Source organism: Paraprevotella clara YIT 11840 (assembly GCF_000233955.1).
In the GTDB taxonomy this organism is placed as follows: domain Bacteria; phylum Bacteroidota; class Bacteroidia; order Bacteroidales; family Bacteroidaceae; genus Paraprevotella; species Paraprevotella clara.
Window position 1 is genome coordinate 156,751 of record NZ_JH376599.1, and the last position, 17,078, is coordinate 173,828.

The following is a 17,078-nucleotide window of genomic DNA, read 5'->3' on the forward strand; positions in this document are numbered from 1 at the left end:
GGAAGAAATGAGAGGATTTTGTTACTTTATCGCAAAAGTGTGATACATACAAAGAACTTAGAAACGGGCTTTTAGCGTAATTTTGCAAAGAAACAAAAGGGTTAGGTTATGAAAAGTAATATCGTGAAAATGTGTTTCAGTGCATTCTTCTTGATTGGGGGGATGATGTTTGCACGGGCTATGCAAGTGGATTATATTTCTTTTAAGCCGTCTGTAGGGGCTTTCAGTCTTTCGGCCGATGGCCGGGTTGCTACGATCTGTGTGGATACAGCGGATTATAAAGGAGTACGGCTTGCAGCCCGTAATTTGGGTACGGATATCGGAAGAGTGACCGGTACGGCGGCGGATGTCAGTATGTCTTCACCCTCGAAACGGGGAGTGGTGGTAGCCGGAACGATAGGCAGGAATAGGCAAATCGATGAATGGGTAAAGCAAGGGAAGCTTGACGTGTCGGCCATTGAAGGAAAATGGGAAAGTTATTTGATACAGACGGTAGACGGAAATCTCGTGATAGCGGGGAGCGACAAGCGTGGTACTATTTTCGGCATATACGACCTGTCGGAAAAAATCGGTGTGTCGCCGTGGCATTATTTTGCCGACGTACCGGCGCAACGGCATGCGGCATTGTATGTGAAACCGGGACGTTATGTGCAAGATTCTCCCAAAGTGAAATATCGTGGTATTTTCTTGAACGATGAATGGCCGAGCCTTGGGGGATGGGCTTCCAAAAAGTTCGGTGGGTTCAACAGCCGTTTTTATGCGCACGTGTTTGAACTGTTGCTCCGGTTGAAAGCCAACTATATGTGGCCGGCCATGTGGGCCAGTTCGTTTTATGAGGACGACCCGGCGAACGGGCAGTTGGCAGACGATATGGGTATCGTGATGGGTACTTCGCATCATGAACCGATGATGCGTCCGCATAAAGATTATACCAAACGCCGGAAGGAGGTCGGTCCTTGGAATTATGCTACGAATAAGGAGGGTATAGATTCTTTCTTCGTCGAAGGGGCGGAACGAAGTCGTAAGTACGAGAGTATCGTGACCATCGGGATGCGTGGCGATGGAGATGTAGCCATGGGAGGCGGCACGGATGAGGAGAATATGGCTGTATTGTCGGATGTCATTAAAGGACAACGTGAAATACTCGGACGGGTACATGGAAAAGACCCGGCCGAAATACCGCAACTTTGGGCTGTGTTTACGGAGGTGCAACGGTATTATGACAAAGGTTTCAAGGTGCCTGATGACGTGATGCTGCTTTTCTGTGATAACAACTGGGGATATATCCGTAGGGTAGGACCTTGGCAGGAACAGCGGCGCAAGGGAGGTATGGGCATGTATTACCATATCGACATGAATGGTGGACCATGGAATGACCGGTGGATTAATACCACGACCATACCCAAATTGCGCGAACAGTTCAATTTGGCTTACCAATCGGGAATAGATGACTTGTGGGTTGTGAATGTAGGAGACCTGAAACCCAAGGAATTGCCTATTGATTTTATTATGCGTTATGCCTGGAATCCTGATGCGATACAGGCCGATGAGACAGATGATTACCTGCGGCAGTGGGCGCAGCAAAATTTCGGGGAAGCACATGCGGAGGCAATTTCAGGGTTGGTGGCCCGTTATTCCAAATATAATCTGTGGCGGAAACCTGAAGTGCAGTCTACGAATATATTCAGTGTGGTAAACCATTGCGAGGCCGACCGTGTGACGGATTTGTGGCGTACGTTAGCCCACGAAGCCGACTCGGTGGGACAACTCATGCCTCAAGCATATAAGGATGCTTACTATCAGTTGGTGCTTTATCCGGTCAAAGCTTCGGCCGGAGTGGCAGAAATCTATTTGGCCGCAGCAAAAAACTGGCTTTATGCACGGCAGGGACGCGTGACGGCGAACGATTATGCGCGGCGAGTAGAGGAATTGTATACGGTTGATACAGCTATGACCGCCTATTATAATAAGGTGTTGGCCGGAGGTAAGTGGGAAAAGATGATGAGCGACATTCATTTGGGATATACCAAATGGTCTATGCCTAAAAGAGATTCCGTTCCGCAGGTGGTGCGTGTGGAGCCTTTGTCAAAGCCTACGATGGGTGTGGCTGTGGAAGGTTGCGAAACGGTATCGCCGGAAGGAGAATTGGAACTCCCCGTTTTTGATAATTTCGAGAATCGCAAGTATTACATCGACATCTTCAATCGGGGAACGGGGACATTCGATTTTAAGGTCAAGACAGACGAACCTTGGATGGACGTGAGTCTCCGAAAAGGGAAGGTGGAGACGGAATCCCGTATTTGGGTCGGTATAGATTGGACGAAACTGAAGGCTGGAGAGACGGAAGGTATACTTTATATTTGTAGGGAAAGGGAACGTGTGCCGATAAGGCTTCGTGTCGTGAAAGCTGACCTGCCTGTTCCAGTGGAAGGACATTGGTTCGGAAATGCTTGTGGAAATGAGTTTTCCGTTCCCGCATGGCAGTTCAATGCCTGCCACCCCGGACGATATGCAAAGTGGACTTTCCTGCCCGATTTAGGACGTGGAGAGGGATGTATGGGATTGTCTCCGGTCACGGCACCGTCGGCTACTTCTTTCGAAGACGCTCCGTGTCTGGAATATCAAGTGTATTTCCCGAAGACGGGGACACAGACCGTTTGTCTCGGTGTCCTTCCCACGCAGGATGTGATGCCCGAACGGGGGCTGCGATTGGCTTTTGGTTTGGATGGGGGTATAGTCCGTACGTTGGATGCCCGTCAGGGGTTCGTAGACACATTCAGTGAATATACCCCGAAGAACTTGAAAAAATCCCCGAAACTCAAACCGCTTCCACCGCGTAATAAAACATTGAAACTGATCAATGGGGATGGTTTCTGCCGCAATGAAATCTTCGACAATTTGCGTTGGCTCACAGCGGAGTTTGAGGTGGAAAAGCCGGGATTACATACGTTCAAGGTATATATGGTCGATCCGGAAATCGTATTGGAACAGTTGGTGTTCAACCCGGATAATACACACCCGAGTTATTTCGGTGCACCGTCGGTCAGACATTAGTGTTTGAAAAGGTGGGAAACGTATATGTTATGTGGAAATCAAAAGTTATGAACTAATAAGAACGAGATATGAAAAGAGGAAAATGGAATTCGAGAATAGTGTGGGCCTTTGTTTGGGGAACCATTACCGTTTGTGGGACGCAAAACTCGTGGTCGCAAACCGCGATAAGTTCTATTTATAATGTGCCGATGGCAGAATATCCGAAAGTGGACGAGCAACGACGGGCACTCTTTCGTTTGTATGCTCCTGAGGCTTATGACGTGAAAGCAGATATCTGTGGAAAGAAATACCCTATGACGAAAGACAACAACGGGATGTGGACGGTAACGACCGACCCGTTGGTGGTGGGTTTCCACTATTACTTTTTCATTGTAGATGGGGTACAGGTAACCGATCCGGCTTCCGATTGTTTTTACGGGTGCGGACGTATGGCCAGTGGAATAGAGGTTCCGGAATCCCCAGAAGAGGCGGCATATTATACTTTTAACAAATCTATTGCCCATGGGCAGGTGCGTGAGTGCCAGTACTATTCCGAAGTGGAAGGGCAAGTGCGTCGTTGTTTTGTCTATACCCCGGCGGAATATGAGACTTCACCGAAAAGTAAATATCCGGTACTTTATTTACAACATGGTATGGGTGAAGATGAACGCGGGTGGCACGAACAAGGGCACATGGCCAATATTCTGGACGGGCAGATAGCAAGCGGGAAATGCAAACCTATGATTGTGGTAATGGATTACGGTGATTGCGGATACATTCACGGGACAAAAAAAGGAGAGACACGTGATGAGTTCGGTGCTTCTTTTGGTAATATCCTGTTGAGAGACATTATACCGTTTGTGGAGAAGACGTTTCGTGTAAAAACAGACCGTGACCATCGTGCGATGGCCGGACTTTCGTGGGGCGGGCACCAGACTTTCCAAATCACGTTGACCCATTTGGATCAGTTCGCACATATCGGGGCTTTTAGCGGAGCTATCCTGATGGCACCGGGACAAAATATAACAGATGTGTATGGTGGAGTTTTTTCTGATGCTGATAAGTTCAATAAGCAGGTGCATACACTTTTCTTGGGACAAGGTACGGAAGAGGGTATGGGGTGCGATCGTATGAGCCAATCACTTAAAGAGGCCGGTATAAACCATGTATATTATGCCTCTCCCGGTACACATCATGAATGGCTGACGTGGAGACGTTGCCTGAATGAGTTCCTCCCTTTGTTGTTCAAGCAGTGAGGAGATGGAAGAAATTTATAGAAGAAGTTATAGAAGGTTGAATGAAAAAATAAGAAGATCACGAGATGAATACAAGGAGATGTTTGATTTTAGGCGGAGCCCTAATGCTTTCGCTTTGGGGCTACGGGCAAAGGCAATCTGCAAAAACTTTTGAGATGAAAGGCAATCCTGTCATTACAGATAAGTTTACGGCCGATCCGGCTCCATTGATCCATGACGGAACCCTATACCTTTACGTGGGACACGACGAGGCGCGTGATGGAGAAATGTTCAATATCACGGAATGGTTGTGCTATTCCACGAAAGACATGAAGACGTGGACCGACCATGGGACAGTGTTGAAGCCTACAGATTTCTCGTGGGCCGTGGGCGAGGCTTGGGCTTCGCAAGTAGTGGAGAAAGACGGTAAGTTCTATTATTATACCACAGCACAGGCCGGCGATCCTTATCCCGGTAAGGCAATAGGTGTGGCAGTGGGCGATACTCCGACCGGACCTTTTAAGGATGCCATCGGTAAGCCGTTGATTACGGATGCCATGACACCGAATGGGAAAAGAGGTTGGTGGAATGACATTGACCCTACGGTTTTCATTGATGATGAGGGAACACCTTGGTTAAGTTGGGGAAACGGCACGTGTTTTTTAGTCAAACTTAAACCTAATATGACGGAGCTGGAGGGGGAGATACAGGTGCTTGATTTGCCTCATTACGTGGAAGGTCCTTGGTTGCATAAGCGGGGAGATTTATATTATCTGACTTATGCTTCGATGGGAAAGGGGCGTGAGATGATGCACTATGCCACGGCGGAATCTATCGGCGGGACATGGACTTACCGTGGTGCTTTGACAGGAATGGCGGAGAACAGTTTCACGATACATCCCGGAATCGTGGAGTTTAAAGGGCAATGGTATCTGTTCTACCATAATGCCTCGCTTGTGATCGGCAATCAGGCCGGAGCCACAGGTCGCAGGAGTGTTTGTGTGGACTATCTTTACTATATGCCGGATGGTTCCATGGCGTACGTGGAACAGACGGAGGACGGAGTGACGCAACCTCCCAAAACGGCTGACGAAGTATCTCTGATGGTCAATCCTTATCCGGAGGAACCGAAAGAGGTAAAGAAGTATGCAGTAAACGCCGACGGTGCGGTAAAGTAATCTTTATACGATGAAATGATGAAGAAAATGGAAGTTGGAAAAAAATTGTTGGCCTTGTCTTTGGGTTGGTTTTCTATGGCTTTGTCTGCACAAAATCCGATAGTGCAGACGCATTATACGGCCGACCCGGCACCGATGGTGTACCGGGACACCTTATATTTATATGTGGGGTGTGACGAAAAGGATGCTCCCCGGAATGCCTACCTGATGCGGGAGTATCGCTTGTACACGACTACGGATATGGTAAACTGGACCGACCACGGTGCGGTGCTCCGTACGAGTGCTTTCGATTGGTCGGCGGGAGATGCCAGTGCGGCACAGTGTATCGAGCGGAATGGCAAGTTCTATTGGTATATTTCTTCGCAGAACAAGTTCAAGCCCGGCTCGTCCATTGGCGTGGCCATTGGCGATACTCCCTATGGTCCTTTTAGAGATGCTTTGGGACGTGCGTTGGTGACGAACGACATGACGACATACGCCAAACACAGTTGGGATGACCTCGACCCGTCCGTGTTTGTGGATAAGGATGGACAAGCATGGTTATATTGGGGAAATGGCGTGTGTTACCGAGTCAAGTTGAAAGACGACATGGTGTCGTTGGATGGAGAAATCGAGGCCATCGACCGGAAGGACGCTTCGTCTTTTTCAGGAGGCTTTACGGAAGCACCATGGATTTATAAGAGGCAGGGGCATTATTATTTGGTTTACGCTTCAGGATTTCCCGAATCCATCCATTATTCCACGGCGAAGTCTGCCGGAGGAAAATGGACGGCACAAGGTGTGGTCATGCCGACGGAGAAAGGAAGCAACACTAACCATCCGGGCATCGTGGATTTCAAGGGGCATTCTTACTTTTTCTATCATAATGATGCTTTGCCCGGAGGGCACAGCTATTGCCGTTCGGTGTGTGTGGAAGAGTTTGTTTACGGTTCCGACGGGACGATTCCGGAATTGTACATGACGCGTGAGGGGGTGAAGCAGGGTGTGGGTACATTGAGCCCCTACCGCTGTACGGAAGCCGAGACTATTGCGTGGTCGGAAGGGGTGACTTCTGCTGTTTCGGCAAAGAGAGGGGTATATATCACCGGGATACATGACGGAGATTACATCAAGGTGCGCGACGTGGATTTCGGTGAAACCGGGCCAAAGAGGTTTGTGGCAGCCGCTTCAAGCCGTTATCACGGTGGTGAGATGGAATTACGCATAGACGGACGCGATGGAGAAGTGATAGGTACGTTGCGCATTCCTTATACCGGAGAATGGGAGAATTGGGGAGAATTTGCTACGGATGTGAAAAGCGTAACGGGAGTACACGATTTGTATTTCGTGTGTAAAGGGAAAAAGCCCCATGAATTGTTTAATTTTGATTATTGGTGTTTTAAATGAAAAAGAAAGATATGAAAATAGGTAAGTTAAGACATTGTATCGGGGGATTGGTTGGGTTGCCGATGGTGTTGGCGGCACAGAACCCCATTGTGCAAACCATGTACACGGCCGACCCGGCTCCGATGGTATACGACGGCAAGTTGTTTTTGTACACCAGTCACGACGAAGACGCGTCAACGTGGTTTGTCATGAACGAATGGAAACTGTATTCCACGACCGACATGGTGAACTGGACCGACCATGGGGCTGTGTTGTCCTATGAGACTTTCTCATGGGCAAAAGGAGATGCCTGGGCAATGCAATGCGTGGAACGTGACGGAAAGTTTTACGCTTACGTTCCCGTGACGATGAAGTCGGGTGGCGGTGCCATCGGTGTGGCCGTGGCGGACAGCCCTTATGGTCCGTTCCACGATCCGTTGGGCAAGCCGTTGGCTCAGAGCAAACGGGGAGACATCGACCCAACGGTCTTTATCGACGACGACGGGCAGGCTTATCTGTATTGGGGGAATCCGTTCTGTTATTATGTGAAACTGAATGAAGACATGATTTCCTACAGTGGTGATATCGTCCGTGTCCCGATGACCGAGGAGGCATTCGGCAAGCGTGAGGGCAATGTGGCCGAGCGTCCTACGTTGTATGAAGAAGGGCCATGGCTTTACAAACGCAAGGACTTGTATTATTTGCTGTGGGCCGGAGGACCCATATCGGAGCATCTCGGTTATTCCACGAGCAAAAGCCCGACAGGTCCGTGGAAGTACGGTGGTGTGTTGATGCCTACCGAGGGGCGGAGCTTTACCAACCATCCCGGCATGGTGGACTATAAAGGGAATACTTACCTGTTCTATCACAACGGAGCTTTGCCCGGTGGCGGAGGTTTTACCCGTTCGGTATGTGTGGAACAGGCGGAATTCAATAAAGACGGTTCGATTGTTCCGCTGAAAATGACTGCCGGGATAGAGAAGGGTTTGGAGACGCTGAATCCTTTCCGCAAGACGGAGGCGGAAACCATCGCTTTTTCCGAATGGATGAAAGCATCCCAGAACGAGGAAGTCGGTGTGTTTGTCAATGCCATGAAGGACGGGGCTTATATTAAGGTGAGGGACGTGGATTTCCGCGAAGAGGGTGCTTCCCATATCACGGCCCGTGTGGGCACGACGCACAACGGCGGTGTGACGATGGAAGTGCGTGCCGACAGTCGGGAAGGGCGGTTGTTGGCCACGTTGAAAGTGCCTATGACCGGAGGGGATAACCGTTGGGCATTGGTTTCTTCCGAAATAGAGCGAATTACCGGGGTACATGATTTGTATTTCATTTGCAAAGGCAACCAACCCGGAAGGTTGATGTACTTCGATTATTGGATGTTTTCAAAATAATAGTTTTATACCTTAATATATATAGGAGGATGAACGATGATACAAAATAAAATATGGAGATGGCCGTTGGCATGCGCCTTGGCATTTTCTGCTGCGGCTTGGAGCGAGGCGGTGTCTTTGGAAAGGAACCAAGCCGAAGTGCAGGCTGTAACGTTTAAGAATCCGGTGGTCTGGGCTGATGTGCCCGACCCCGATGTGATTCGTGTGGGTGATTATTTTTATATGGTGAGCACGACCATGCACCTGATGCCTGGTGCGCCGGTGATGCGTTCCAGAGATTTGGTGAATTGGGAAACGGTAAGCTATCTTTTCGATGAACTGCATGAAACACCGAAGTACGATATGGAGGAAGGTACAGTGTATGGACGTGGGCAGTGGGCCACTTCCATCCGTTACCATGACGGTAAATTTTATGCTTTGTTTTCTCCCAATGACGTACCTTACCGTTCCTTTGTATATACAACGGACGACCCGGCTAAAGGGTGGACTTTGCACAGTCGCATGAAGCATTTCCATGATGCTTCATTGTTTTTCGACGATGACGGACGAGTGTATGTTTTTTATGGTACTGGGCAGCTCACGGAGTTGGAAGCAGACTTGTCCGGTGTGAAAGAAGGTGGGGTGGATATGACCTTGCAGGTTCGCGATGAGGAAGAGAAAGGTTTGCTGGAAGGTAGCCGCGTAATCAAACATGACGGGAAATATTATCTCCTGATGATTTCTTGGCCCAATGGTGGTAAACGCCGTCAATTATGTTATCGGGCTGATAAGATTACCGGACCATACGAAAAGAAGGTCATTCTGTGCGATAATTTTGCCGGTTTCCCCTATGTGGGACAGGGAACGATTGTGGACGATGCCAAGGGGAATTGGTATGGTGTGATTTTCCAAGACCGGGGCGGCGTAGGACGTGTGCTGACATTGTCTCCCTGTCATTGGATAGACGGTTGGCCTATGTTGGGTGATGAAGACGGGCGGGTACCCGAAACGATGGAAGTTCCAGTGAAAGGAGGACCGGTCATCCCCTTGGTCGTAGGCGATGAGTTCGACGGGGATAAGCTGAAGATGGAGTGGCAGTGGAACCACAACCCCGTGGATGAGGCTTGGACACTGAAAGAACACAAAGGATTCCTACGTTTGAAAACCAATAAGGTCGTGTCTAATCTGTATGAGGCCCGTAATACGCTTACCCAAAGGATGGAAGGGCCGGAATGTAGTGGAAGTCTTGCATTGGAGGTCGGTGGAATGAAGGACGGCGACCGTGCCGGTTTGGCTGCATTCAACGGACACTCCGGTATTCTTACGGTAGAGAAAGAAGGGAAAGATTTGTTCTTGGTGATGAGTGAGGAAGTCGTTTCGTTGACGGATAAGGAGAAGAAAGTCACTGGGGTAGAACGTAAAGAATGCGCCCGAGTGAAGCTTCCCCGTACAAAGAAAGTGTATCTGCGTGTCGATGCGGATTTCCGTTTGAAACGGGATATAGCAGAGTTTTATTACAGCATGGACGGCAAGGATTGGACGAAGATCGGTTCGGATTTCAGAATGCTTTTCGATTACCGGAAGCTTTTTATGGGTACGAAGTTCGGGATATTCAATTATGCTACGAAGTCGGCTGGAGGTTACGTGGATGTAGACTATTTCCGGTATGAAAAAGCCGAAAAGTGAAAATCGCGATTAAGCGAGCGCAGAGGAAAGCTTGCTTGCCTCTGCCGAGCGGGAGCGATTTATGCAAAAAGTTAGTGAGATTGAAGAATAACATGGCAGAAAAAGAAACAGAACGATGAAAAAGATAATATTGGGCATTTGTATGATGTGCGCTTCCGTGGGAGGATGGGCGCAAAAGGATGGCGGAAAACCCGATCCGGATTTTTATGTCTTCCTCTGTTTTGGACAGTCGAACATGGAGGGGAATGCACGTGCCGAAATCCGGGATATGAACGGAGTGGACGAACGTTTCCGCATGATGGCTGCGGTGGACGATGCCGGACGGAAACGCGAGAAGGGACATTGGTATACGGCCGTACCGCCGCTTTGCCGTGCCAATACGGGACTTACTCCGGTGGATTATTTCGGGCGTACATTGGTGGCCACTTTGCCGAAAAATGTCCGTGTCGGAGTCATCAACGTGGCCATTGGCGGTTGCCATATCGAGACGTTTATGAAAGACAGCATATCCGGTTATGTGGCTCATCGTGCACCGGACTGGATGAAAGCGCCGTTGAAGGCATACGCCAATAATCCGTATGAGCACCTTGTGGAAATAGCACGGTTGGCTCAAAAGGATGGCGTGATAAAAGGCATCTTGGTTCATCAGGGCGAATCCAATACCGGCGATAAGGCATGGCCGGAGAAGGTGAAGATGGTCTATGAAAGTCTGTTGAAAGACCTCGGACTCAAGGCGAAGGACGTACCTTTATTGGCGGGGGAAGTAGTGCATGCCGACCAAGGCGGTGTGTGCGCTTCGATGAATAATATCATCCGGACGCTTCCGCAAGTGATTCCGACAGCGGATGTGGTATCCTCTGCCGGATGTACGTGCGCTACGGATTCGTTGCATTTCGATGCGGCCGGCTACCGTGAGTTGGGACGGCGTTATGCCGAGAAAATGTTATTCCTTTTAGGGAAGAATAGCCGTTAAAAATTGGAACTATATGCAAATGAACAAACTTTTAGGAACTTGCCTGCTCTGTGCTTGGGCATGGGGACAGCTGGCGAACGCGCAAGAGAGCATCAAGGTGGGCGACACGACCCGTAACATGATTACATACGCTCCCGAAGGGCTGCCTTACAATCCGCCTTTAGTCATTTCACTGCACGGACTGAACCAGGATGCCAACTATCAGAAAGGGCAGGCAAATTGGGAGGCCGTGGCTGATACGGCCAAGTTCGTGGTGGTCTATCCCAATGGAGTCAACAAGGCTTGGGACATATCCGGCGATACGGATATAAAGTTCTTGGAGACGATTATCGACACGATGTACAATCGTTATCATATCGACCGTAACCGGGTGTACCTGTCCGGCTTTTCCATGGGTGGTATGATGACATATCATGCTATGGCACGGATGAGTGATAAGATTGCGGCCTTCGGTCCGGTGAGCGGTATTCCCGTAGACTACCGTAATCCTTCCGGCGGACGTGCCGTACCCGTCATCCATACGCATGGTACAGCCGATAATGTGGTATATTATAATGGAGATGCCAATCATCCGGACGGAGGATACGGAAGTATACCGGATTACGTGAAAAAGTGGGCGGCTTTTGACGGCTGTAACATGACTCCGGAGGTCATTAAGCCTTATCCCTCCGATAAGCCGAACTCTGTGGCCGATTATACCCGATATACCGGTGGAAAAGACGGTGTGGAGGTCGTGCTCATTTCGATAGAGGGCAAAGGACATTGGCATTCCAACGACCCGGCCAGTGTCATGACGACGGAGGAAATATGGAATTTCTGCAAGCGTTATTCGTTGGGGGAGAAGTAAATCTCGCGACGGTAACATTAGAAGATAAAAAGGGTTGGGAATTTTTTCTGTATTTTAGGGCTAAAAACACTTATTTATATATCTTTGCAAGAGGTTAGGAAATATTGAAAAATCAAGTACGATGAAAAAGAATTTATTAGGGGTGCTACTCCTCTTATGTAGTAGTGTGGCATGGGCCGGAGAACTGAAACTCTGGTACAGCAAGCCTGCTAAGGATTGGACGGAGGCTTTGCCCGTGGGTAATTCCAGATTGGGAGCTATGGTGTATGGCGGCACGGGACGCGAAGAATTGCAGTTGAACGAAGAGACGTTCTGGGCAGGTGGCCCTTACGACAATAATAACACAAACGCGCTGTACGTCTTGCCGGTGGTGCGGAATCTGATATTTCAGGGAAAGACACGCGAAGCCCAACAATTGGTCGATGCCAATTTCTTGGCACACAAGGACGGTATGAGTTATCTGACGATGGGAAGTCTTTTCTTGGATTTCCCGGGACATGAGGAGGCTACGGAATTTTACCGTGATTTGAACATAGAGGATGCCACGGCTACCACCCGTTACAAAGTGGATGGAGTGACTTATACCCGCAGGGTGTTTGCCTCTTTCACGGACAGCGTGATTGTGGTGCGCCTACAGGCCGACAAAGCCGGAGCTTTGGCTTTCACGGTGAGCTACGATGCTCCTTTAAAGCATGAGGTCAGCGCCGAAGGAGACCTGCTTACCATCACTTGTGAGGGAAAAGACCAAGAAGGCGTAAAGGCTGCTTTGCGTGCCGAGTGCCGTGTGAAAGTGGTCAGCGACGGCCAGACGATCACCGAGGGAAAAAATTTGAAGGTGACTGGTGCCACGGAAGCCACGCTTTACTTGTCGGCTGCTACGAATTACGTGAACTATCACGATGTGAGCGGAGATGCGGCAGCCCGTGCCGACTGTTGTTTGCAGCGTGCCGTTCAGATACCTTATAAGAAAGCTTTGGAAAACCATGTGGCTTATTACCGGAAGTTGTTCGGGCGGGTGCAGTTGGACTTGGGTGTGACGGCAGCTTCGTCGAAAGAGACGACGTTGCGTATCCGGGACTTCAGTCAAGGAAACGACCCGTCGTTGGCTACCCTTTTGTTCCAATATGGCCGTTATTTGTTGATTTCCTCTTCACAGCCCGGTGGACAACCTGCCAATCTGCAAGGCATCTGGAATCGCAGTACGAATGCCCCTTGGGACAGCAAATATACCATCAATATCAATACCGAGATGAACTACTGGCTGGCCGAAGTGGCTAACTTGAGTGAGATGCACCAGCCTTTGTTCTCCATGTTGGAAGACTTGTCCGTGACAGGAGCGAAAACGGCGCGTGAAATGTATGGTTGCGGGGGCTGGGTGGCTCACCATAACACCGACCTTTGGCGTATCTGCGGCGTGGTGGATTTTGCGGCGGCTGGTATGTGGCCGAGCGGAGGTGCATGGTTGGCCCAGCATCTGTGGCAACACTACCTGTTCACTGCGGATAAAGATTTCCTGAAAACCTATTATCCGGTATTGAAGGGTACGGCTCGTTTCTTTTTGGATTTCCTCGTCGAACATCCTTCCTACAAGTGGTGGGTGGTGGCTCCTTCGGTGTCGCCCGAGCACGGTCCGGTAACGGCAGGTTGCACCATGGATAATCAAATCGTGTTCGATGCCCTACGCAACACTTTGCTGGCTTCTGAGATTGTGGGCGATGATGCCGCCTTCCGCGATTCTCTGGCGCAGATGCTCGACAAGCTGCCCCCCATGCAAGTCGGGCGGCACGGCCAGTTGCAGGAATGGCTTCAGGATGTGGACGACCCGAAGGACGAGCATCGCCACATTTCCCATCTTTATGGCCTTTATCCCAGTAATCAGGTTTCTCCGTTCTTGTACCCCGAACTATTTCGGGCAGCCCGTACCACATTGGAACAGCGTGGAGACAAGGCTACCGGGTGGAGCATTGGTTGGAAAATCAACTTCTGGGCACGCATGTTGGACGGTAATCATGCCTATCGTCTGATAAGCAACATGCTTCAGTTGCTGCCCAGTGATGCCGTAGCGAATGAATATCCCGAAGGGCGCACCTATCCCAATATGTTCGATGCCCATCCACCTTTCCAAATCGACGGAAACTTCGGAGCGGCTGCCGGCATTGCCGAAATGCTGTTGCAAAGCCACGACGGGGCGGTGCATCTGTTACCGGCCTTGCCCGATGTGTGGAAAGAAGGCAGCGTGAAAGGTTTGCGGGCACGTGGAGGTTACGAAGTGGATATGGAGTGGACAGATGGCCGTCTGTCTGAGGCTACCGTACGTTCCACCGTGGGCGGCACGCTTCGCCTGCGTTCCTATGTGCCTTTGAAGGGTAAGGGTTTGCGGAAGGCATCAGGCGCATGTCCTAATGAAATGTTGTCACCGGCCGACATCAAAGAACCCTTGTTCTCTTCCGAGTTGAAAGACCGTCCGCAAGTGTCCGTGCCCGAAGTGTATGAATATGATGTGCAGACCCGGCCCGGAAAAACTTATAAATTCCGTGCTGGGTAAAGCATGGAATGGATGTTTGTTTGTAAAAGGTTTGTCTGTGCCGGATGAGTGTCCTGAAATTGATTTTTCATTCGCCTGAGATTGAAAAATCGTTCTCAGCCGAATGGAAAATCAATCTCAGGAGAATAAAATGCAGTTTGGCGCACTTTTTCAAGTGTTTGGTTATGAGGGCTTTTGTTTTTTATCTGGCGAAACCTTTATGTACTTTTATATTCATATAATAAAGTGTAAGGATGAAAAAAGCAATATGGATAGGGTGGTGTTGGCTTTGTGGGGTCGTTTGGGGAGTGCAGGCCATGAATACGGATGGCCGGGAGGTGGTGAATCTGAACCGTGAATGGACATACCAACGGGGCGACCATCCGGGGGCGGAACGGACTGATTATGACGATTCGGCATGGGAGCATATCGGATTGCCTCATTCGTTCAGCATACCTTATTTCCTATGGAAAGATTTCTATACCGGTTACGGTTGGTATCGTAGGACCGTGGTGTTGGATAAGGAAGATTTGGAACGGGAAATATTTTTGGAATTCGATGGCGTGTTCCAAGTGGCGGAAGTGTATATGAATGGTCACTTGGCTGGTACGCACGAAGGGGGCTACACCGGTTTCAACGTACGCCTCACGCCCTACGTGAAAGAGGGAGAGAACAACATTGCCGTAAGGGTAAACAATCTGTGGCGGGGCGACGTGGCTCCGCGCGGCGGCGAACATGTGTTCAGTGGAGGCATCTACCGCAACGTGCGTTTGGTGAAGAAGCCCTCCGTGCACATGGATTGGTATGGCACGTTTGTGACGACACCTACCTTGGCCGCGCATAAGGGACGTTCATCGTCGGTACGTGTACAGACCGATGTGCGAAATATGGCGGACGAGGGAGGAGCATACGAATTGAGAGTACAGGTATTGGATGAGAACCGGCGCATCGTGACCGAACATAAAGCTGTCCGGCGCGTGGAAGCACAAAGTTCGGTACAGTTCGACTTAGTGACCGATGAAATAGAGGGCGTGGCTTTGTGGCATCCGTCGCATCCTCACCTGTATTCGGTGGTGTGTAGCCTGTACAAAGGGCGTAAATTGGTGGATAGTGAAGAAGTGGCGTTCGGTTTCCGTTGGTTTGAGTGGACGGCCGACAAAGGTTTCTTTTTGAACGGGAAGCATTTCTTTTTCCGGGGTGCGAATGTACATCAGGATCATGCCGGATGGGGAGACGCTGTCACTGAGGAAGCTATGCGCCGCGACGTACGGATGATGAAGGAAGTCGGTTTTGACATGATTCGCGGTAGCCATTATCCCCATGCTCCGGCTTTTTCGGACGCTTGTGACCGTGAGGGCATGCTCTTTTGGTCTGAAGTCTCGTTTTGGGGTACGGCCGGCCCGAAAGTGGATGGCGGCTGGACGGCCAGTGCTTATCCCGTGAAGGAACAAGACATCGAGGGATTTGAGCGGAATGTGCTCAGGCAGTTGGAAGAGATGATACGCATTCACCGCAATCACCCTTCTGTGTTCGTATGGAGCATGTGTAACGAACCTTTCTTTACCGACGGGAAGACCATTCCGGGAGTTAAGTCGCTCTTGAAAAAGATGGTAGATACCGCTCATCGGCTTGACCCTACGCGCAAGGCCGCCGTGGGAGGGGCCCAACGGCCGTTGGGAAAAGACCGTATAGACGGGATTGGGGATGTGGCCGGATATAATGGTGATGGAGCGAACATCGCAGACTTCCAACAGCCCGGCATTCCCAGCGTGGTGACGGAGTACGGCAGTACGACCGCCGGGCGGCCCGGCAAATATATGGCCGGTTGGGGCGATTTGGGCCGGGACGAAGGTTGGAAAGGCCGTGAATGGAGAAGCGGACAGGCGATTTGGTGCGGGTTCGACCATGGTAGTCTTTTCGGAGAAAACATGGCGCGGATGGGTATCGTGGATTATTTTCGCCTTCCCAAGCGTGCGTGGTATTGGTATCGCAATGAATATGGACATGAGGTGCCTCCTGCGTGGCCGCAAGAAGGAGTACCCGCGCGTCTCCGTCTGGAAGCTTCGAAAACAACAGACATTTTGGCCGATGGTACGGACGATGTGCAATTAGTGGTTACGGTGTTGGACCGAGACGGGCGTGAGTTAAGTAATAGTCCGGATGTCACACTTTCCGTGCTTTCGGGGCCGGGAGAGTTCCCGACGGGGCGTTCCATCACTTTTTCTGCCGATAGCGACATACGGATTGCAGACGGTAAGGCAGCCATGGCCTTGCGGGCCTATTATGCCGGACATACGGTAGTGGAGGCATCCTCGTCCGGATTGGAATCCGGGCGTGTGCAACTGGAATTTACAGGTGCGCCGGAGTATGAAGAAGGCAAGTCCGTCCAGGTTCTTTCGCGCCCGTATGTACGCTTTGCTACCCATCGTGTGAAGCCTGAACTACAGACTTACGGCCCGAATAGTCCTACTTTTGCCAGTACTTCGGCCGAAGGGTATTCTCCGGGTAGGGCTACCGATGGAAATAATTCCACTTATTGGAAACCGAAAGAAAGCGATGCGGCTCCCTATTTGACATTAGACGTAGAGCGTACGTTGGATTTGTATGGCGTGAGCGTCCTTTTTGCAGAGCATTATGTCGGGACGTTCAAAGTGGAGTTGTCGGCGGATCAAGTGAATTGGGAAATCATGCCGTCGGTCGGGGAATGGGAAGATGCTTGGTGGAAATCGGCTTGGAAAAGACCGGTGAAGGCTCGTTTTATCCGTTTTTCTTTTCCAGACGGTCCGCAAAGAAAATGTCCGGCTTTAGCTGAAGTGGAAGTGCAAGGAATATTACCGACTTTTTGAAATATTTCCGAAAAAGTC

Annotated in this window: 9 protein-coding genes and 1 pseudogene; all 10 read left to right on the forward strand. The window is 50.2% G+C overall.

Translation table 11 applies throughout. The features are described from left to right. Positions 1-108 precede the first annotated feature (108 nt). The 10 genes and pseudogenes from HMPREF9441_RS09170 (at position 109) to HMPREF9441_RS09215 (ending at position 17,060) form a co-directional block, all read left to right on the forward strand. Positions 109-3,054 (forward strand): glycosyl hydrolase 115 family protein, encoded by a 2,946-nt coding sequence (locus tag HMPREF9441_RS09170; protein WP_008620413.1) that lies wholly within the window; start codon positions 109-111, stop codon positions 3,052-3,054. 68 nt (positions 3,055-3,122) lie between these two features. After that, positions 3,123-4,289, forward strand: a complete 1,167-nt coding sequence (locus HMPREF9441_RS09175) for an alpha/beta hydrolase-fold protein (protein ID WP_008620418.1) — start codon at positions 3,123-3,125, stop codon at positions 4,287-4,289. Positions 4,290-4,393: 104 nt separating this feature from the next. Then, positions 4,394-5,446, forward strand: a complete 1,053-nt coding sequence (locus HMPREF9441_RS09180) for a glycoside hydrolase family 43 protein (protein ID WP_008620420.1) — start codon at positions 4,394-4,396, stop codon at positions 5,444-5,446. Between the two features lie 15 nt (positions 5,447-5,461). Further along, positions 5,462-6,832, forward strand: a complete 1,371-nt coding sequence (locus HMPREF9441_RS09185) for a glycoside hydrolase family 43 protein (protein ID WP_008620422.1) — start codon at positions 5,462-5,464, stop codon at positions 6,830-6,832. A gap of 62 nt (positions 6,833-6,894) precedes the next feature. Continuing rightward, positions 6,895-8,205 (forward strand): glycoside hydrolase family 43 protein, encoded by a 1,311-nt coding sequence (locus HMPREF9441_RS09190; RefSeq protein ID WP_407946623.1) that lies wholly within the window; start codon positions 6,895-6,897, stop codon positions 8,203-8,205. A gap of 36 nt (positions 8,206-8,241) precedes the next feature. Next, positions 8,242-9,870, forward strand: a complete 1,629-nt coding sequence (locus tag HMPREF9441_RS09195; protein ID WP_008620426.1) for a glycoside hydrolase family 43 protein — start codon at positions 8,242-8,244, stop codon at positions 9,868-9,870. 115 nt (positions 9,871-9,985) lie between these two features. Further along, positions 9,986-10,828, forward strand: a pseudogene (locus tag HMPREF9441_RS09200) (sialate O-acetylesterase); the annotation flags it as partial. 34 nt (positions 10,829-10,862) lie between these two features. Then, positions 10,863-11,690 carry a CE1 family esterase gene (locus HMPREF9441_RS09205; protein ID WP_253270813.1) on the forward strand — a complete coding sequence of 276 codons (828 nt, stop codon included), beginning with the start codon at positions 10,863-10,865 and terminating at the stop codon, positions 11,688-11,690. A 121-nt stretch (positions 11,691-11,811) separates the two neighbouring features. Beyond that, entirely contained in the window at positions 11,812-14,235 is a 2,424-nt protein-coding gene (locus HMPREF9441_RS09210; RefSeq protein WP_008620441.1) for a glycoside hydrolase family 95 protein, read from the forward strand. A gap of 296 nt (positions 14,236-14,531) precedes the next feature. After that, on the forward strand, positions 14,532-17,060 hold the full coding sequence (locus tag HMPREF9441_RS09215; RefSeq protein ID WP_407946624.1) for a glycoside hydrolase family 2 protein: 2,529 nt from the start codon (positions 14,532-14,534) through the stop codon (positions 17,058-17,060). Positions 17,061-17,078 lie beyond the last annotated feature (18 nt).

Bases quoted from the DNA above. Each gene is read 5' to 3' on its own strand.
- HMPREF9441_RS09210 (WP_008620441.1), top strand. From the start codon at position 11,812: ATGAAAAAGAATTTATTAGGGGTGCTACTCCTCTTATGTAGTAGTGTG.
- HMPREF9441_RS09205 (WP_253270813.1), top strand. From the start codon at position 10,863: ATGAACAAACTTTTAGGAACTTGCCTGCTCTGTGCTTGGGCATGGGGA.
- HMPREF9441_RS09215 (WP_407946624.1), top strand. From the start codon at position 14,532: ATGAATACGGATGGCCGGGAGGTGGTGAATCTGAACCGTGAATGGACA.
- HMPREF9441_RS09175 (WP_008620418.1), top strand. From the start codon at position 3,123: ATGAAAAGAGGAAAATGGAATTCGAGAATAGTGTGGGCCTTTGTTTGG.
- HMPREF9441_RS09170 (WP_008620413.1), top strand. From the start codon at position 109: ATGAAAAGTAATATCGTGAAAATGTGTTTCAGTGCATTCTTCTTGATT.
- HMPREF9441_RS09180 (WP_008620420.1), top strand. From the start codon at position 4,394: ATGCTTTCGCTTTGGGGCTACGGGCAAAGGCAATCTGCAAAAACTTTT.
- HMPREF9441_RS09195 (WP_008620426.1), top strand. From the start codon at position 8,242: ATGATACAAAATAAAATATGGAGATGGCCGTTGGCATGCGCCTTGGCA.
- HMPREF9441_RS09185 (WP_008620422.1), top strand. From the start codon at position 5,462: ATGATGAAGAAAATGGAAGTTGGAAAAAAATTGTTGGCCTTGTCTTTG.
- HMPREF9441_RS09190 (WP_407946623.1), top strand. From the start codon at position 6,895: ATGGTGTTGGCGGCACAGAACCCCATTGTGCAAACCATGTACACGGCC.